Raw genomic sequence first — 17731 nt, forward strand, 5'->3', positions numbered from 1 at the left:
GAGAGGATTCGCACCCATGGCCAAGCAGAACGTGTCGGAGCAGTTCGTCGACATTCTCGTCCGGGCGGGCGTCAAGAGGCTCTACGGCGTCGTCGGCGACAGCCTCAACCCGGTCGTCGACGCCATCCGCCGCAACTCCGCCATCGAGTGGATCCAGGTCAGGCACGAGGAGACCGCTGCGTTCGCCGCCGGTGCCGAGGCCCAGATCACCGGCACCCTGGCGGCCTGCGCGGGCTCCTGCGGACCCGGCAATCTGCACCTCATCAACGGCCTTTACGACGCCCACCGCTCCATGGCTCCCGTCCTCGCCCTCGCCTCGCACATCCCTTCGAGCGAGATCGGTCTCGGCTACTTCCAGGAGACGCATCCGGGTCTGCTCTTCCAGGAGTGCAGTCACTACAACGAGATGATCTCCAACCCGCAGCAGATGCCGCGGCTGCTCCAGACGGCGATTCAGCACGCGATCGGCCGAGGAGGGGTCAGCGTCGTCTCGATGCCGGGTGACATCGCCTCCCAGCCGGCGCCGGAGAAGTCGATCGAGCATGCCCTGGTCACCTCGCGGCCGACGGTCCGGCCCGGCGATGGGGAGATCGAGAAGCTCTGCCGGATGGTCGACGAGGCGAAGCGGGTGACCCTGTTCTGCGGCAGCGGCACCGCGGGCGCCCACGCCGAGGTCATGGAGTTCGCCGAGCGCGTGAAGGCCCCGGTCGGGCATGCGCTGCGGGGCAAGGAGTGGATCCAGTACGACAACCCGTACGACGTCGGCATGAGCGGACTGCTCGGCTACGGCGCCGCGTACGAGGCGACCCATGAGTGCGATCTGCTGATCCTGCTCGGCACCGACTTCCCGTACAACGCCTTCCTGCCCACCGATGTGAAGATCGTCCAGGTCGATGTGCGCCCGGAGAACCTGGGCCGCCGCTCCAAGCTGGATCTGGCGGTGTGGGGAGATGTCCGCGAGACGCTGCGCTGTCTGACGCCGCGGGTGAAGGCCAAGACCGACCGGAAGTTCCTCGACCGGATGCTGAAGAAGCACGCCGAGGCGCTGGAGGGCGTGGTCAAGGCGTACACCCGCAAGGTCGAGAAGCACATCCCGATCCATCCGGAGTACGTCGCCTCGGTGCTCGACGAACTCGCCGACGACGATGCCGTGTTCACCGTCGACACCGGGATGTGCAATGTCTGGGCAGCCCGCTATCTGTCGCCGAACGGCAAGCGCCGTGTGATCGGTTCGTTCAGCCACGGCTCGATGGCCAACGCGCTGCCGCAGGCCATCGGCGCCCAGTTCGTCGACCGGAACCGGCAGGTCGTGTCGATGTCCGGCGACGGCGGATTCACCATGCTGATGGGCGACTTCCTGACCCTCGTCCAGTACGACCTGCCGGTGAAGGTGGTCCTGTTCAACAACTCCTCCCTCTCCATGGTGGAGTTGGAGATGCTGGTCGCCGGTCTGCCGTCGTTCGGTACGACCAACAAGAACCCGGACTTCGCCGCGATCGCGCGGGCAGCCGGGGCGTACGGCGTACGGGTCGAGAAGCCCAAACAGCTCGAAGGCGCCCTCAAGGACGCCTTCAAGCAGAAGGGCCCGGCCCTGATCGACGTCGTCACCGATCCCAACGCGCTCTCCATCCCGCCGAGGATCAGCGCGGAGATGGTGACCGGGTTCGCGCTCTCCGCCAGCAAGATCGTGCTCGACGGAGGCGTGGGCCGGATGCTTCAGATGGCCCGCTCCAACCTGCGGAACGTGCCCCGCCCCTGAGCCTGAGAGCCTGTCGGGTGACCTCTGATCGGGCGGCCACGCCCTGGCGCGCACGCTTCCGGCGTTGCCGAAATGCCCTGGTAGCTCCTTCCCCAAGCTCTCGACTTCGTTCGAGCAGGGGAGACCCCATCCGAGGCCATCCCGGCGCCTTGGAATCGCACGCACCATGCCGCGTCCGCTCTCCGATCGAAGGTCACCCGACAGGCTCTGAGCCGGTCCGGGGCGGGGCGGTCGCTCAGGCCGGGGTCAGCCGTAGCGTCAGGATCTGGAACGGCCGCAGCGCCACCACGAGACCGTGCTCATCGGCCGTCGCCTCGTGCAGGGGCCGCTCCAGCAGGTCGGTGATCTGCGCCCGCACGACGGGGAACCCGACGCGGAGCGTCGCCGCGGCCCGGCCGCCCGCCGACTCGTACAGCCGCACGATCACATCTCCGCTGCGGTCCTCGGCCAGCTTCACCGACTCCACGGTCACCGCCGGATGCCCGGTGGTGATCAGCGACGGCACCACCGGGGCCACCGCCGCCCGCAGCGGCAGATTGAGCGCGAGTCCCGCGCGGACCGCGTCCGTTACCTCCGCCCCGGGCGCCAGCGCGTACCGGAACCGGTGAGTGCCGAGGTCGGTCTCCGGGTCCGGGCTGTGCGGGGCGCGAAGCAGCGTCAGCCGTACGGTCGTGGCGAGACCCGACTCGTGCGGGGTCCGGGTCACATCGTGCCCGTACGTCGAGTCGTTGAGCACCGCGATCCCGTACCCCGGCTCGGCGACCCGCAGCCAGCGGTGCGCACAGATCTCGAATCGGGCCGCGTCCCAGCCGGTGTTGTCGTGCGTCGCCCGGTGGACATGGCCGAACTGGATCTCGGCGGTGGACCGTTCGGCATGCACATCGAGCGGGAAGGCCGCCTTGAGGACCTTCTCCGACTCCTGCCAGTCCACCTCGGTCTCGATGTCGACCTGCCGACTGCCCGCGGCCAGCCGGATCTCCTGCACGATCCGGGACTTCCCGAACGTCCGGACCACGCGCACCGCCGTCCGCAGCGGCCCTTCCTCGACCAGCTCGACCGAGTCGGCTTCGGTCAGATCGGTGCAGGAGCGGCGGTAGTGCCGGTCGATGTCCCAGGCGTCCCAGTGGTTGGGGTGGTCCGGGTGAAGCTGAAGGAGGTTGGCCCGGTGGCTGGGGGCGATGACCTCGCGGTGCGCGTCGAGATCGCGGACGGCCGCGATCAGCCCGTCGCGGTCGACGGTGACCCGAAGGAGCCCGTTGTCGAGAACGAACCCGTCGTCCGCCGTGCGGCTCGTCACCACCTCCCGCTCCGGCACCGCCGATCCGTCGAGCAGCCCCGCCCCCAGCCCCGGCGACCGGGCGAACACCGCCGTACGCCACTCGTCCAGCGGCTGCACCTGCGCACCGGACGGCAGCACCGCGCTTGCTTCCGCGTCCAGCTCGATCACCTGACTTCGGTCGTACGGCGAGGAGTTCAGCGCAACGAGTCCATCCGCTGCGCCCAGCTCGGTCACCGCGTCCGCCACCAGGTCCGCGAGCTCCGCCCGCACCTGTTCGTACGTGTCGCGGGCCTCGCGGTGCACCCAGGCGATCGACGAGCCCGGCAGGATGTCATGGAACTGATGCAGCAGGACCGTCTTCCACACCCGGTCCAGCGTCTCGTACGGATACGCGTATCCGGGCGCCCGCAGGGCCGCTGCGGTCGCCCACAACTCGGCCTCACGCAGCAGGTGTTCACTGCGTCGGTTGCCCTGCTTGGTCTTGGCCTGGGTGGTGTACGTCGCCCGGTGCAGTTCCAGGTACAGCTCGCCGGACCAGACCGGCGCCTGCTCCGCGTACTCCTCCTCGGCCGACGCGAAGAACGCCGACGGCTTCTCGATCTCGACCCGCGGCGACCCCTCCAGATCCCGCAGCCTGCGCGCCTTCTCCAGCATCTCCCGGGTCGGACCGCCCCCGCCGTCACCCCAGCCGAACGGCACCAGGGACCGGGTCGCCCGCCCCTTGTCCGCGAAGTTCTTCTCCGCATGGGCGAGTTGACGTGCGTGAAAGTTCGCGTTGTACGTGTCGACTGGCGGGAAGTGGGTGAAGACACGGGTCCCGTCGATGCCCTCCCACCAGAAGGTGTGGTGCGGCATCTTGTTGGTCTGGTTCCAGGACAGCTTCTGCGTCAGGAACCACTTCACCCCCGCCAGCCGTGCCAGCTGCGGGAAGGCCGCCGTGTAGCCGAAGGAGTCCGGCAGCCAGATCTCCTGTGTCTCCACCCCCAACTCCTGTTCGAAGAACCGCTTCCCGTGCACGATCTGCCGTGCCAGCGCCTCGCCGCCCGGCATATTGGCATCGGACTCCACCCACATCGAGCCGACCGGCGCCCACTGCCCGTCCGCCACCGCCCGCTTGATCCGCTCCCAGATGTGCGGCTGATGATCGCGCACCCAGGCGTACTGCTGGGCCTGCGAACACGCGAAGACCAGCTCCGGATAGTCCTGGGCGAGCGCGGTGACGTTGGCGAACGTACGCGAGGCCTTGCGTACCGTCTCACGCAGCGGCCACAGCCACGCGGAGTCGATGTGCGCATGGCCGGCCGCCGAGATCCGGTGCGCGCTCGCCGAGGCCGGGCGGGACAGGGCCCCGACCAGCTCGGCGCGGCCCGCGGCCGCCGTGCCCGCCACATCGTGCAGGTCCAGGGCGTCGAGCATCCGCTCCAGCGCCCGCAAGATCTCGTGGCGCCGCGACCGGTCGGCGGGCAGCTCGTGCATCAGCTCGGACAGCACCTCGATGTCCAGGACGAGATGCCAGACCTCCTCGTCCAGCACGGCAAGGTCCGCGGAGACGAACCTGTAGAGCGGCCGGTCGCCCGCCGTCAGGACGTCACCGAGCGGAGTCGGCTCGAAACCGTGCTCCAGAACGGCCGGGTTGGCCGCCGCCTCCAGCAGCAGGGAGAGCGGCTCACCGCCCGACACCGAGGCCGAGACGGTCAGATGGCGATTGTGCGGATGGATGCCCTTGAGCGGTACGCCTTCGGCGTCGTAGAGCATCCCCTCGGCCTGGAAGCCGGGCCCCTGACCGGAGAAACCAGGATCCACCACCACCTCGACATGGCGCCCCGCCCACTCCTCGGGCACCGTGCCCTCCAGCCGGAACCAGCTGGTCGACCAGGGCCTGCCCCACTCGGTTCCGGTCGTGAAGGGCTCGTACGTCCCCTTCATGGCCTCGGCCACCGGCACCGGCTCGCCCGGGGCATGCCACACCGAGAGACCGAGCGGGGACCGGTCCGCGTACTGGGCGGGGCGAATGAATTGGTGGAGGGCCCGCTCCAGGCGGCCCTCCACCAGCGTGCGGTCGTCGTGCATCACGGCTCCTCGGGGTCGGCGGCTGCGGGGTGCTCATGGCACCACTTCCCCGGCGGCGCGCGGGGCACCCCTGGTGCGGGTCCGTGACGGACGACGTACCCCGGTGGTCACCGGAGGCATACGCACTCCGTGCGCGGGTGCGCGGGTGCGCGGGTGCGCGGGTGCGCGGCCGCAGGCGCGACGACGGTCAGCGCAGTCGGAGTGTGCCGGGCGCGGTCCGTTCCTCGATGATCTCCACCAGTTGGTCGAACAGCGTCGGTCCTTGTCCGGCCAGCGCCTCGTCCAGATTCCGCTGGAGGGACGGCCGGTTGGTGGGGTGTGCCCGGCCGAGCAGTCGGCGCACGTGGCGTGCGGTCTCCTCGTGGCCCAGGGCGCGCGCGGAGCTTGTGTGGTCGCGCCACTCGATGACGAAGTCGCCGTCGTCCGGTGTCCCCATGCCGCCGCTCAGACAGTCCGCGAAGGCGTCGAGGTTGCGGCCGAAGTAGCCACCGGGACCGTTCACCGCCTCGCCGATCACCTGCCAGAACCGTTCCAGTCCGGTGACTTCGGAGCCGTCGATCACATAGGTCACGGTCATGGGCGCAGGGTACAAGGCACCGTCGTCTCGTCGGTCCGGTGATCCGCGCCGCAGGTGGGGGGCTACGGCGCGGACCGGTCCGGAGGATGCTGCCGGTGGAGCCTCAGCAGCCGTGGTCGACGAGGTCGAACGTGACGTAGTGGTCGGCGGTGTAGTAGTCCTCCTGGCTCTGCTCACCCGTGACGATGCGTCGCGCGCCGCGGGTCGGCGAGCCCGGGGTGATCACCGTGTACTCGTGGTAGTAGCCGGTGTTCTGGCTGGGCAGCACGCCTTCCCGGTTCTGGAAGACGATGCCGTCCTGCGAGTAGGGGAAGGGGCCGCCCGCCTCGATGAGATCGAGCGTGTCGTGTGCCTGGGACGGAAGGTCCGAGTAGCAGATGCTGCCGACCGATGTGGTGGCGGCGGTGGCGGACGCCGTGAGCGGGCCGCCGACGAAGAGGACGGACAGGAGGGCGGCGATACCGCCGAGCGTGGTGATCCGTGGGGGGATTCGCATGTCCACCATGATGACGCGCGTAGACATGTCCGCGTCAACGCCAACTCGTGTGAATTTTTTGGAAGTTAACCGCAGCGACGGGAATGTGTCGGCCGTGTTTCCGAGGATGGGCGGGCTGTCCCGTCCTCATATGTGCTTATTGATGAGTCGACAAGCGTGACAGCTCGCGTGCGGGGCATGCATCCCGGGAAGGAGTTCGAAGAGAAGGGGGTGATTCACTGTGCACGCGGGGGAAACGATGGAGCGCCAGCAGCTGATTCGAATGCACCGCAGACTGGCTCATACCGATCTGGCGGACATCTCCGAAGTGCGCTGTGCGCTGCGGGAATTCCTACGATACCGATGGCGCGAGGAGTCGGCCGAGGTGGCGGAGCTCCTGTTGAGCGAACTGGTGACGAACGCTCTGGTCCATACGCGGCACGGCGCGGTCGTCACGGTGACCGTTGCGCCGGCGACCCTGCGGGTCGAGGTGCGGGATTTCGTATCCGGACTGCCCATGTCGTACGTACCGAACGCCGACGACGGTACGCACGGCAGGGGGCTGATCCTGGTGCAGAGTCTTGCGGACGCCTGGGGCGTGAAGGCACACGCGTTGGGCAAGGTGGTCTGGTTCGAACTGGACGGCGGAAGGCCCTGAGGGTCCTGGGAGTCCGGGTGGGCCGGATGCCGGGACGGAGCCTTCCGCCTTTCGCCGCACGGACGTTGACCGTCCGAGTACCGCGGAGCAGGGTCTCGATCAGCCGAACTGCTGCTCCAGGTCCTTGAGTTTCCGCTCCAGCGAGTCGAGCCGGGGCAGGGCCTGGGTGTCGTCCTCGGCGGTGAGGTCGACGGTCCTCGGATCACTTGTGCTGCGGTCCGGGGAGCCCTTCGAGCTCGCGCCGCTCACGGCTTGCAGGGATGGTCTGGGTCGCAGAGGCAGCTGTCCCGGGTCCGTCATGGCGGGCTCCACGACGGACTGTGCGGAGTCCGCCGCCGGGGCGATGGCCGCTACGTCGATCTGGGCATCGCCCCGGCCGGCCCGGCCCCAGGCCCGGTTCTGCCGGTTCAGGGCCTTGATGTGGGCCCGGTCCAGCTTCTCCTGGTCCCTCCTGCGGAGACGGTTCTGCTCCTTCTCCCGCCGGTCCTCGCGTACCTCGTCGACCGCTTCGTCCAGCGTGCGTACGCCCTCCAGCAGCATCAACGACCAGGCACCGAAGGTCTCCCGGGGTGCGCGCAGCCACCGTACGATCCGGATCTGCGGCAGCGGACGGGGTACCAGGCCCTGTTCGCGCAGCGCGGCCCGGCGGGTCTGCTTCAGTGCCCGGTCGAACAGCACCGCCGCGGACAGCGACATCCCCGCGAAGAAGTGCGGGGCGCCCGCGTGGTCCATGCCGCGCGGCGCGTGCACCCAGTTGAACCAGGCGGCCGCACCCGCGAACGTCCACACCAGCAGCCGGGAGCCGAGCGCCGCGTCACCGTGGCTGGCCTCGCGCACGGCGAGCACGGAGCAGAACATCGCCGCTCCGTCGAGGCCGAACGGTACGAGGTACTCCCAGCCCCCGGAGAGGCTGAGGTTCTGCCGGCCGAAGCCGACCAGTCCGTGGAAGGAGAGGGCGGCGGCGACTGCCGCGCAGCAGAACAGCAGCACGTACGAGGCGGTGGCGTAGAGCGCCTCCTTGCGCCTGCGCCGGTCCTCGCTGCGTTCCCAGCTGTCGTCGGCCGCGGACTTGTCAGCGGCGCGCTTGCCGCGCGCGACCATCGCCACCGCCGCAATGACCCCCACGAGCAGGACTGCGCCCGGAAGTAGCCAGTTCAGCGATATGTCGGTCAGTCTCATGCGCGGTCCCTTGCATCGCGTTAGGGGTTTCGGGCGCCATAGTGGCGGAAATCCCTTCGGGCTCAGGGGGTTTCGGGGCAAGAGGATGCCATTGGGGTGGCGGGCCGTACGGATGGGCCGAAACTCCTCGAACGCCCGTCTGTGACAACCGAGTTGTGTTCGAATTTCGCCATCCGCGAGCAGCACGGATCAGGCGGGCGTCAGCTTCCGCACCCGGTCGGTGTCGCACGTGCGCGGGCAGGTGACGCAGGTGTCCTCGGGCCGCAGCGTGTAGAAGAGGCAGCAGCTGGCCCGGTCGCGGGTGGGCAGCGACTCGCCGTTCGGCCCGGTCAGTTCACGGAAGCCCGCCGTGCCGACATACGGCTCGGTGGTACCCGGAAGGAGCACCTCCAGTTCGGTCATCGCCCGCCGCTCCTCGCCGAGCAGATGGGCGATGTACCAGAGGCCCTCGACGATCTCGTCCGTCGCCATGCCCCACAGGGCCCGCTTGCCGCGGCGCATCCGGGGGCCGAAGCCGTCGAGCACCGGACCGATGTGTTCGGCCACCGCGGCCAGCACCTCGGCGCGCAGCGCCGTTTCGTCCGCCACCACCCTGGCCCCCGGCAGCGCGGCCGCCGGATCGTCCGGCAGGCAGGCGAACTCCCGTACGCGCACGGTCAGATGGCCCAGGGCGCGCTGGAACGCCACATCCTCGACGGGGATCCGCGGCACCCGCCGGTGCAGGAACCACGGCACTGTCACCAGCAGACACGCCGGCCAGGCGTAGCGGTGCAGGCCGAAGCTGGCGACCACGTCGGGCCTCGCCTGCTGCCCGTAGTCCCGCAGCACCTGCACGTTGTCCCAGGCGAGAAACGTGTCCAGGGCGGCGCCGCCGGCCGCGAGCTCGTGCGCACCCACCCAGCCGACGCCGGACGGAGTCGGTTCGTCGTCCCCGAGAACCTCGGCACGCAGCCCGGGGAAGACCTCGGCCAGGCGGGTGTACGCGTCCGACACGGCGGACGTCGTTGTGCCGGGAAGCAGGGTGGGGAGGGTCATGCAGGGACCACCGAATCGCGATCGTTTGCAGGTAAGCCTTACCTTACCCGAAGAGATCGATGTTTGAACTGCGCCCTCCTCCGCCTATCGTGCACGGGAGGCATGGCGCAGGCGGGCCGGCCCGGAGCAGGCCGAGGAGGTCGGAGTGGAGCAGGGCAGAGCGCATCAACAGGTGCGACCGCCGTACACGTCCACCGCATCGGCCTGCTCCGGGCCGGCCGAGGCCCCCGACCGGGTGCCGGGGCAGGCGCGCGCCCAGCGGACGCGGGACGAGCAGCCACCCGGTGCGCAGTCCCCCGGTGAACAGCCGCGCGGCGAGCAGGCCCGCGGGGAGCACACCCACTGCGAGCCGGCCGTGCCCCGCGTCGTGGTGCAGCGGCACTCCGTACGCGGGCAGATCCTGGACGCACTGCGCGCCGCCCTCGTCGACGGTGAGCTGCTGCCGGGCCAGGTCTACTCCGCCCCGGTGCTCGGCGCCCGCTTCGGCGTCTCGGCGACACCGGTCCGTGAGGCGATGCAGCAGCTCGCCATCGAGGGTGCCGTGGAGGTCGTCCCGAACCGGGGCTTCCGGGTTGCCGAGCGCGGCCCCCACGAGCTGGCCGAGCTGGCCGAGGTGCGCGCCCTGATCGAGGTCCCTGTCATGCTGCGGCTGGCCCGCACCGTGGACCAGGCTCGGTGGACCGCCCTGCGCCCGCTGGCCGATGCCACGGTCGCGGCCGCCGCGATGGGCGACCGGGCGAGCTACGCGGAGTCCGACCGGGCCTTCCACCGAGCGGTCCTCGCGCTCTCCGGCAACCAGCAACTCGTGATGGTCGCCGACGACCTGCACCGCCGCTCCCAGTGGCCCCTGGGGCACAACCCGGCCACCCGCCGGGCCGACCTCCTTGCCGACGCCGTGGAACACACCGCACTGCTCGACGCGCTGATCGCCGAGGACCTGCCCGTCGTCCAGTCGCTGGTACGCGAACACTTCGCCGGCGCGGACCGCTGACCTCCCTCGTCCGGGCTGCCGGCACATCCACGGACCGCGGTGGATGCTCTGCCTCTCATCGCATGATCGTTTTCGAGGGGGCGGGGATGATACGGAACCGAGGACCTTGGCCGGTGTCCGCGCTGCTGTTGGTGCTGGGACTGGCGATGGCGGCGGCGGGCTGCTCCGAGTCCGGCAGGTCCACCGGGAAGCCTCCCGGGACGCCCGCTCCCGCGACGCCGTCGCCGAGCGCGAGCCCCACCCGTACACCAGCGGATCCCGCCGCGCCTTCGCCGACGCGCTTCGCGACCCCGTCCGCCTCCGCCGCGGTCGCCGTGCCGCCGACGAGGAAGCCCGCACCGCCGAAGTCCCCGGTCACGCCGCCCCTGCGCGACAGCAGCGGGCAGAACGGAAAGCCCGCCGCCGCCGTACCACAGAACCCGAACCGCGGCCCGACCCCGCCGCCCGCTCCGCCGCGCCCGACGCCGACCCCCGAGTGGAGCGACGCGGGCCGGCAGCCCGGCGACCCGGTCGAGGACCGTGCCTGACGGTCCTCCGCGGCGGGCCCGTGCTCAGTTCGACTCGGCCGTCTCCGGGGCGGGCGGGTCCAGATGCGGGGCCAGCCAGGAAGGGACGCCGCCCAGGAGGCGGAAGAGGCGGCCCGCCTCGGCGCGCAGCCGTGCAGCCGCCTCCGGTTCCGGTTCGGTATCCGCCAGGGCGATGAGGGCCGGGGCCGTGCCGACCAGGTAGCCCAGCTCCTCCCTTATCCGCAGCGACTCGGCGAACCCGTGCCGGGCCTCGGCCAGTTCGCCCTCGCGCAGCGAGAGCAGCGCGAGATGGCGCCAGGTGGAGGAGAGCAGCAGTTCGTCGCCCTGGGCCGTGGCGCCGGCGTGCGCCCTGCGGTACGCGGCGCGGGCGGCCTGCGGCGAGTCGGCGATGTTCTGTGCGATCAGGCCCCGGCGGAAGTCCAGCAGCGGTCGCGCCGGGGCGGCGGGGGAGAGCAGAGCCGCGGACCGGCTCAGCGCGACACGGGCCTCGTCGGCCCGGTCCCGTACCCCGAGAAGTGTCGACGCGTACGCCAGGTGACCCCGTTCACAGGCCGCGGCCCCGCGCTCGGCGTCGTCGTGCGCGAGGGCCTCGGCGGTGCGCAGGGCGTCCTCGGCGTCGGTCCAGCCCTGGCCGGTGTACAGGCACCGCTCGGTGAGCAGCGCCGTCCGCTGGAGCGCCGCGGCCGGATCGGCGGCGGCGTCGTGCTCGAGCAGAGCAGCGGCATCCGTCCAGCAGGCGCGTGACCGCAGCCGCCATACCGCTGTCTGGAGCGGCGGATCGTCATCTGCTGTCGTTCCGGAACCAGACATGGCGGTATGCGCCACATTGCCCTCCCCGAGCGCGCCATTGAGCTGTTGAGTCTGGCGGCATCTCAGCACGGAATGGCACGCCGGGCCAAGGGGTCAGGTGAATGAATTCACAATCGGTAGGTCGCGGGCAGGACTGTGATAGGTCCGCCGAGTCAGCTCATACGCAGGGCCAGGAAGAAATCGAGCTTGTCCTCCAGGCGGGAAAGGTCACGCCCCGTCAACTGCTCGATTCGCCCGACCCGGTAGCGCAATGTGTTGACGTGCAGGTGCAGCCGGGCCGCGCAGCGGGTCCACGAACCGTCGCAGTCCAGGAACGCTTCCAGCGTAGGGATGAGTTCGGCGCGGTGGCGGCGGTCGTAGTCGCGCAGCGGGTCGAGCAGCCGTGCGGTGAACGCACGGCGCACATCGTCGGGGACGAACGGCAGCAGCAGGACGTGCGAGGCCAGCTCGTGGTGACCTGCCGCGCAGACCCGGCCCGGACGGGCCGCCGCCACCCGGCGGGCGTGCCGGGCCTCCTCGAGGGCGCCGCGCAGACCCTCGGGGGAGTGCACGGCGGCGCTGACACCCAGTGTCAGGCGGCCGTCGTCGGCGAGACCCGCGGAGAGCGGTTCGCGAACGGCGGCGAGCAGTGCGTCCGCGTGCAGCGCCGGGTCATCCTTGGCCGTCACTGCACCGCCTGCGTCGTCGGCCTCCGCCAGGTCCGTGGCATCGGCAGGCGATGTGGCGCGGGCGGGCAGCGGGACGAGGGCGATGGCCTCGTCGCCGGTGTGCGCGACCGCGATCCGGTCGGCGGAGTCGGGGCCGGTGACCGCCGGGTCGACGAGGATCTCCTCCAGCAGCGCCTGGGCGACCGGGCCGCCCGCGATGCCGGATGTGACCGGCCCGCCCGTGGGGCCCGGCGCGCCGTCCGCCCCCCAGTCGACCCGGGCCACCACGACCTGCCAGTGCGGGGCAGAACCCAGTCCGGGCAGCAGGACCGGGGCGGCGACCCGCAGCCTGGCCGCGATTTCGGTGGGTGCGGCGCCCGTCTGGACCAGTTCCAGGACTTCCTGGGCGAGCCTGCGGCGTACCGTACGGGCCGCGTCGCGCCGGTCCCGTTCGACCGCGATCAGCTGGGTGACGCCCTGGAGCAGATCCAGCCGGGCGGCCGGCCAGTCGCTCGCGTCGGCCTCGACGGCGAGCAGCCAGTCGGAGAGCACCGACTCGCGGACGTCGCGGGAGGCGGGCGCAGCGCCCCGGCCGGTGTTGCGGATCGGGAACAGCGAATACGTGACGCCGTCGACCGTGGCCCGGTGCGGACCCCGGCGGCCGGTGCGGGTGGCGGCCAGATGGTGGCCCGCCAGCGTTGCGCCCACCTGTCCGGGCAGCGGCGCACAACCGGCGCCCGCGATCTGCCGACCAGTGGGGGAGAGTACCCAGGCGTGCAGGTCGAGGTCGGATCCGAGCAGGTCGAGGACCACCTCCGGGCCGCCACCGGCCGGACCCGAGGTCATCAGCCTGCGGTGCCGGTCGACGACCGCCGCCAGATCGCCCGCCCGCTCGCCCGAGACCTGACGCACCACGTACTCGGTGATCGTTGCGAACGCGACGGTCTCGTGGACGGCGAAGAGCGGCAGATGATGCCGCTCGCACGCCTCGATCAGATCGCCCGGGATCTCGCCGAGCTCCGCCTCGCCCGCCGCGAGCCCGGCGACCCCGGCGCCGGTGAGGATCCGTACGAACGGCTCCGAGTCCGCCGCGTCCCGGCGCCAGGCCAGGCCGGTCAGGACCAGCTCGCCGCCGGTCAGATAGCGGCTCGGGTCCCGCAGGTCGGTGGTCATGACGCCGCGGACGGACCGGTCGAGCTCGTCCTCGCCGCCGAGCAGCCGCAGGCCCAGCGCATCGGTTTCCAGCAGTGCGCGCAGCCGCATGTCGTTGCCGCCGATCTCTTTCGTTGGTGCGGGTGAAAACTGGGTATTGCGGTGAGGTTACTGAGCCCCGCCATTCGTTCGAATCTACAAGACGAGGACGGAGACCAGCCAACTCCTTCATGGTTTCGGTGACTGCACCGCGTGGAGTCCCGGTTGTGTACTGGGCCACACACCGCGTTAAGAGCACATGAACAAGCCAATCGAGGGCCGGCCGTCCCCAGCCCCAGCGAACGACCCGATTGAGAAGAAGAGAGCCACTCATGGACTTCCTTCGCCCCGCCAGCTGGGAGGAGGCGCTCGCCGCCAAGGCCGAGCACCCGACGGCTGTGCCCATCGCGGGCGGTACCGATGTGATGGTCGAGATCAACTTCGACCACCGGCGGCCCGAGTACCTCCTGGACCTGAACCGCATCGGTGAGCTGTCCGAGTGGGAGGTGGGCCAGGAGGACGTGCGGCTCGGCGCCTCCGTGCCGTACAGCCACATCATGGAGCACCTGCGGGCCGAGCTGCCCGGTCTGGCGCTCGCCTCGCACACCGTCGCATCGCCGCAGATCCGTAACCGCGGCGGCGTCGGCGGCAACCTCGGCACCGCGTCGCCCGCCGGTGACGCGCACCCGGCGCTGCTCGCCGCGGGCGCCGAGGTCGAGGCCGAGTCCGTGCGCGGCACCCGGATGATCCCGATCGACGCCTTCTACACCGGCGTCAAGCGCAACGCCCTCGAACCGGACGAGCTGATCCGGGCCGTGCACATCAAGAAGGCCGACGGGCCACAGCAGTACTCGAAGGTCGGCACCCGCAACGCGATGGTCATCGCCGTCTGTGCCTTCGGCCTGGCCCTGCACCCCGAGACCCGCACGGTTCGTACCGGCATCGGCTCCGCCGCCCCGACACCCGTCCGGGCGAAGGAGGCGGAGGAATTCCTGAACGCCGCGCTCGAAGAGGGCGGGTTCTGGGACAGCCGCACCATCATCACGCCGTCCATCGCCGCGCAGTTCGCCATGCTTGCCGCCGGCGCCTGCAACCCGATCGATGATGTGCGCGGCACCGCGAGCTACCGCAGGCACGCGGTGGGAATCATGGCCCGCCGCACCCTCGGCTGGACCTGGGAGTCGTACCGCGGCAACGGCCGCAGCACCGAAGGAGCTGCCTGATCATGCGCGTCAATTTCACGGTCAACGGCCGTAAGCACGAGGCCGACGACGTCTGGGAGGGCGAGTCCCTCCTCTACGTGCTGCGCGAGCGGATGGGCCTGCCCGGTTCCAAGAACGCCTGCGAGCAGGGCGAGTGCGGCTCCTGCACGGTCCGCCTGGACGGCGTCCCGGTCTGCTCCTGCCTGGTCGCCGCGGGCCAGGTGGAGGGCCGCGAGGTCGTCACGGTGGAGGGCCTCGCCGACTTCGCCGCCCACCGGTCCGAGGCGCACCCCGGCAGCGGCTGCGCCTCCAGCGCCTGTGGTACCTCGCTCGACCAGGCCCGCCGGTGGGAGGCCAGGCCGGCCGCCGAAAAGTCCCGGGACACCGGCGAACTCTCCCCGATCCAGCAGGCGTTCATCGACGCCGGCGCCGTCCAGTGCGGCTTCTGCACCCCCGGCCTGCTGGTCGCCGCCGACGAGCTGCTGGAACGCAACCCGGAGCCGTCCGACGCGGACATCCGAGAGGCGCTCTCCGGCAACCTCTGCCGCTGCACCGGCTACGAGAAGATCCTCGACGCGGTCCGCCTCGCGGCCGCCCGCGCGGAAGAGACGGTGTGACGATGGGCGTTACCGGCTCCCCCACGAACATCCACCAGGGCACCCGCACCAAGGGCGGCGTCGGCGAGTCCACGCTCCGCCCCGACGGCATCCTGAAGGTCACCGGCGAGTTCGCGTACTCCTCGGACATGTGGCACGAGGACATGCTCTGGGGCCACACGCTGCGCTCCAAGGTGGCGCACGCCGAGATCGTCTCGATCGACATCTCCGAGGCGCTCGCCACCCCCGGCGTCCACGCCGTACTCACCTACGACGACCTGCCGACCTCGGTGAAGAACTACGGCCTGGAGATCCAGGACACCCCCGTCCTCGCCCACGGCAAGGTCCGTCACCACGGCGAACCGGTGGCGCTCGTCGCCGCCGACCACCCGGAGACGGCCCGCCGCGCCGCCGCGAAGATCAGGATCGACTACCGCGAGCTGCCCGTCATCACCGACGAGGCGTCCGCCACCGCCCCCGACGCGATCCTCATCCACGAGGGGCGCGACGACCACCACGCCGGGCACGTCCCGCACCCGAACGTCGTCCACCGCCAGCCCATCGTCCGCGGCGACGCGGACGCGGCAGCGGCCCGGGCCGATGTCATTGTCAGCGGCGAGTACGTCTTCGGCATGCAGGACCAGGCCTTCCTCGGTCCCGAGTCCGGCTTGGCGGTCCCCGCCGAGGACGGCGGCGTCGATCTGTACGTCGCCACGCAGTGGCTGCACTCCGACCTCCGCCAGATCGCCCCCGTCCTCGGCCTGCCCGAGGACAAGGTCCGCATGACGCTCTCCGGCGTCGGCGGCGCCTTCGGCGGCCGCGAGGACCTGTCGATGCAGATCCACGCCTGCCTGCTGGCGCTCCGCACCGGCAAGCCGGTCAAGATCGTCTATAACCGGTTCGAGTCCTTCTTCGGACATGTCCACCGCCACCCCGCGAAGCTCTGGTACGAGCACGGCGCCACCCGCGACGGCAAGCTCACCCACATGAAGTGCCGCATCGTGCTCGACGGCGGCGCCTACGCCTCCGCCTCCCCGGCCGTCGTCGGCAACGCCTCCTCGCTCTCCGTCGGCCCGTACGTCATCGACGACGTCGACATCGAAGCGATCGCGCTCTACACGAACAACCCGCCGTGCGGCGCCATGCGCGGCTTCGGCGCGGTCCAGGCGTGCTTCGCCTACGAGGCGCAGATGGACAAGCTCGCCACCGAACTGGGCATGGACCCCGTCGGGTTCAGGCAGCTCAACGCCATGGAGCAGGGCTCCCTCCTGCCGACCGGGCAGGTCGTCGACTCGCCCGCCCCGGTCGCCGAGCTGCTGCGCCGGGTCAAGGCCCGGCCGCTGCCGCCCGAGCGCCAGTGGGAGGTCGCCGGTGAGGAGGCCGACGTGCGGGCCCTGCCCGGCGGTCTGTCGAACACCACCCACGGCGAAGGCGTCGTACGCGGCATCGGCTACGCGGTCGGCCTCAAGAACGTCGGCTTCTCCGAGGGCTTCGACGACTACTCCACCGCCCGGGTCCGGATGGAGGTCGTCGGCGGTGTACCGGTCGCCACCGTGCACACGGCGATGGCGGAGGTCGGGCAGGGCGGCGTCACCGTCCACGCCCAGATCGCCCGCACCGAGCTGGGCGTCGCCCAGGTCACCATCCAGCCGGCCGACACCCGGGTCGGCTCGGCCGGATCCACCTCCGCCTCCCGGCAGACATACGTCACCGGCGGCGCCGTGAAGCACTCCTGCGAGGCCGTCCGCGAGAAGGTCCTGGAGATCGGCCGCCGCAAGTTCGGTACGTACCACCCCGCCTGGGCCACCGCCGATCTGCTCCTCGAAGGCGGCAAGGTCGTCACCGACGGCGGCGAGGTGCTGGCCGATCTGGTCGACGTACTGGAGGACGAGGCGGTCGACATCGAGCTGGAGTGGCGCCACCGGCCCACCGAGGCGTTCGACCTGCGCACCGGACAGGGCAACGGACACGTCCAGTACTCCTTCGCCGCGCACCGTGCAGTCGTCGAGGTCGACACCGAGCTCGGCCTGGTCAAGGTCATCGAACTGGCCTGCGCCCAGGACGTCGGCAAGGCGCTCAACCCGCTGTCCGTCGTCGGCCAGATCCAGGGCGGCACCACTCAGGGACTGGGCGTCGCCGTCATGGAGGAGATCATCGTCGACCCGAAGACCGCGAAGGTGCGCAACCCGTCCTTCACGGACTACCTGATCCCCACCATCCTCGACACGCCGACCATCCCGGTCGATGTGCTCGAACTCGCCGACGACCACGCCCCGTACGGGCTCCGTGGCATCGGTGAGGCCCCGACCCTGTCGTCGACCCCGGCCGTCCTCGCGGCGATCCGGGACGCGACGGGCCTGGAGCTGAACAGGACGCCGGTGCGCCCCGAGCACCTCACCGGCACCTGAGAGCCTGTCGGGTGACCTCTGACCGGGCGGCCACGCCCTGGCGCGCACGCTTCCGGCGTTGCCGAAATGCCCTGGTAGCTCCTTCCCCAAGCTCTCGACTTCGTTCGAGCAGGGGAGACCCCATCCGAGGCCATCCCGGCGCCTTGGAATCGCACGCACCATGCCGCGTCCGCTCTCCGGTCGAAGGTCACCCGACAGGCTCTGAGAGCGGCTCCCGCCGAACTCTCCGGGCGGTGCGTGCCTTCCAGGAACGTCACACTTCCGCCGCCGGCACCGCCCGGAGACCCGGAGTACCGCACCGCTCGCGGTCCTCGGCACCACCCGGCA

At 70.8% G+C, this 17731-nt stretch carries 14 protein-coding genes; 6 read left to right on the top strand and 8 right to left on the bottom strand.

Features of this window, described 5'->3' with window-relative positions:
• Positions 1–16: 16 nt before the first annotated feature.
• Entirely contained in the window at positions 17–1759 is a 1743-nt protein-coding gene (locus ACIA8E_RS04115; protein WP_399294218.1) for a pyruvate dehydrogenase, read from the top strand.
• Positions 1760–1994: 235 nt separating this feature from the next.
• Here the strand turns inward: ACIA8E_RS04115 and ACIA8E_RS04120 are convergent, their stop codons facing one another.
• The 3 genes from ACIA8E_RS04120 to ACIA8E_RS04130 form a co-directional block, all read right to left on the bottom strand.
• Complete coding sequence (locus tag ACIA8E_RS04120) at positions 1995–5108, bottom strand: alpha-mannosidase (protein ID WP_399294221.1); 3114 nt, start codon at positions 5106–5108, stop codon at positions 1995–1997.
• A gap of 187 nt (positions 5109–5295) precedes the next feature.
• Entirely contained in the window at positions 5296–5685 is a 390-nt protein-coding gene (locus ACIA8E_RS04125) for a barstar family protein (protein WP_399294224.1), read from the bottom strand.
• Positions 5686–5788: 103 nt separating this feature from the next.
• Positions 5789–6181, bottom strand: a complete 393-nt coding sequence (locus ACIA8E_RS04130; protein ID WP_399294227.1) for a ribonuclease domain-containing protein — start codon at positions 6179–6181, stop codon at positions 5789–5791.
• 262 nt (positions 6182–6443) lie between these two features.
• Here ACIA8E_RS04130 and ACIA8E_RS04135 point away from each other — a divergent pair, with 262 nt between their 5' ends.
• Positions 6444–6818, top strand: coding sequence for an ATP-binding protein (locus ACIA8E_RS04135; protein WP_399294230.1), 375 nt, complete (start codon positions 6444–6446; stop codon positions 6816–6818).
• A 99-nt stretch (positions 6819–6917) separates the two neighbouring features.
• Here ACIA8E_RS04135 and ACIA8E_RS04140 read toward each other — a convergent pair whose 3' ends face one another.
• Together ACIA8E_RS04140 and ACIA8E_RS04145 are read right to left on the bottom strand one after the other, a co-directional pair.
• Positions 6918–7997, bottom strand: coding sequence for a DUF2637 domain-containing protein (locus tag ACIA8E_RS04140; RefSeq protein WP_399294233.1), 1080 nt, complete (start codon positions 7995–7997; stop codon positions 6918–6920).
• Positions 7998–8186: 189 nt separating this feature from the next.
• Positions 8187–9032, bottom strand: coding sequence for a (2Fe-2S)-binding protein (locus tag ACIA8E_RS04145; RefSeq protein WP_399294236.1), 846 nt, complete (start codon positions 9030–9032; stop codon positions 8187–8189).
• Positions 9033–9177: 145 nt separating this feature from the next.
• Here ACIA8E_RS04145 and ACIA8E_RS04150 point away from each other — a divergent pair, with 145 nt between their 5' ends.
• Positions 9178–10023 (top strand): GntR family transcriptional regulator, encoded by an 846-nt coding sequence (locus ACIA8E_RS04150; protein WP_399294239.1) that lies wholly within the window; start codon positions 9178–9180, stop codon positions 10021–10023.
• A gap of 55 nt (positions 10024–10078) precedes the next feature.
• On the opposite strand, the gene ACIA8E_RS04155 is transcribed toward ACIA8E_RS04150, so the two are convergent.
• The 3 genes from ACIA8E_RS04155 to ACIA8E_RS04165 all read right to left on the bottom strand — a co-directional run bounded on the left by ACIA8E_RS04155 (position 10079) and on the right by ACIA8E_RS04165 (position 13270).
• Positions 10079–10381 (bottom strand): hypothetical protein, encoded by a 303-nt coding sequence (locus ACIA8E_RS04155; protein ID WP_399294242.1) that lies wholly within the window; start codon positions 10379–10381, stop codon positions 10079–10081.
• A gap of 193 nt (positions 10382–10574) precedes the next feature.
• Positions 10575–11360 (bottom strand): hypothetical protein, encoded by a 786-nt coding sequence (locus tag ACIA8E_RS04160; RefSeq protein ID WP_399294245.1) that lies wholly within the window; start codon positions 11358–11360, stop codon positions 10575–10577.
• A gap of 152 nt (positions 11361–11512) precedes the next feature.
• On the bottom strand, positions 11513–13270 hold the full coding sequence (locus tag ACIA8E_RS04165; protein ID WP_399294248.1) for a PucR family transcriptional regulator: 1758 nt from the start codon (positions 13268–13270) through the stop codon (positions 11513–11515).
• A 260-nt stretch (positions 13271–13530) separates the two neighbouring features.
• Here ACIA8E_RS04165 and ACIA8E_RS04170 point away from each other — a divergent pair, with 260 nt between their 5' ends.
• From ACIA8E_RS04170 to ACIA8E_RS04180, 3 genes are read left to right on the top strand one after another with little or no spacing between them, the layout of a single operon-like run.
• The gene (locus ACIA8E_RS04170) at positions 13531–14421 is read left to right on the top strand and encodes a xanthine dehydrogenase family protein subunit M (RefSeq protein ID WP_329159545.1); all 891 of its coding nucleotides are present in this window, start codon (positions 13531–13533) and stop codon (positions 14419–14421) included.
• A 2-nt stretch (positions 14422–14423) separates the two neighbouring features.
• Positions 14424–15017 carry a (2Fe-2S)-binding protein gene (locus ACIA8E_RS04175; protein WP_399294252.1) on the top strand — a complete coding sequence of 198 codons (594 nt, stop codon included), beginning with the start codon at positions 14424–14426 and terminating at the stop codon, positions 15015–15017.
• A 2-nt stretch (positions 15018–15019) separates the two neighbouring features.
• Positions 15020–17404 (top strand): xanthine dehydrogenase family protein molybdopterin-binding subunit, encoded by a 2385-nt coding sequence (locus tag ACIA8E_RS04180; protein WP_399295046.1) that lies wholly within the window; start codon positions 15020–15022, stop codon positions 17402–17404.
• Positions 17405–17731 lie beyond the last annotated feature (327 nt).

The sequence above is a fragment of the Streptomyces sp. NPDC051664 genome (assembly GCF_044453545.1).
Classification (GTDB): domain Bacteria; phylum Actinomycetota; class Actinomycetes; order Streptomycetales; family Streptomycetaceae; genus Streptomyces.

Bases quoted from the DNA above. Each gene is read 5' to 3' on its own strand.
- ACIA8E_RS04180 (WP_399295046.1), top strand. From the start codon at position 15,020: ATGGGCGTTACCGGCTCCCCCACGAACATCCACCAGGGCACCCGCACC.
- ACIA8E_RS04135 (WP_399294230.1), top strand. From the start codon at position 6,444: ATGCACCGCAGACTGGCTCATACCGATCTGGCGGACATCTCCGAAGTG.
- ACIA8E_RS04140 (WP_399294233.1), bottom strand. From the start codon at position 7,997: ATGAGACTGACCGACATATCGCTGAACTGGCTACTTCCGGGCGCAGTC.
- ACIA8E_RS04165 (WP_399294248.1), bottom strand. From the start codon at position 13,270: ATGCGGCTGCGCGCACTGCTGGAAACCGATGCGCTGGGCCTGCGGCTG.
- ACIA8E_RS04120 (WP_399294221.1), bottom strand. From the start codon at position 5,108: ATGCACGACGACCGCACGCTGGTGGAGGGCCGCCTGGAGCGGGCCCTC.
- ACIA8E_RS04130 (WP_399294227.1), bottom strand. From the start codon at position 6,181: ATGCGAATCCCCCCACGGATCACCACGCTCGGCGGTATCGCCGCCCTC.
- ACIA8E_RS04170 (WP_329159545.1), top strand. From the start codon at position 13,531: ATGGACTTCCTTCGCCCCGCCAGCTGGGAGGAGGCGCTCGCCGCCAAG.
- ACIA8E_RS04160 (WP_399294245.1), bottom strand. From the start codon at position 11,360: ATGTCTGGTTCCGGAACGACAGCAGATGACGATCCGCCGCTCCAGACA.
- ACIA8E_RS04115 (WP_399294218.1), top strand. From the start codon at position 17: ATGGCCAAGCAGAACGTGTCGGAGCAGTTCGTCGACATTCTCGTCCGG.
- ACIA8E_RS04145 (WP_399294236.1), bottom strand. From the start codon at position 9,032: ATGACCCTCCCCACCCTGCTTCCCGGCACAACGACGTCCGCCGTGTCG.
- ACIA8E_RS04125 (WP_399294224.1), bottom strand. From the start codon at position 5,685: ATGACCGTGACCTATGTGATCGACGGCTCCGAAGTCACCGGACTGGAA.
- ACIA8E_RS04175 (WP_399294252.1), top strand. From the start codon at position 14,424: ATGCGCGTCAATTTCACGGTCAACGGCCGTAAGCACGAGGCCGACGAC.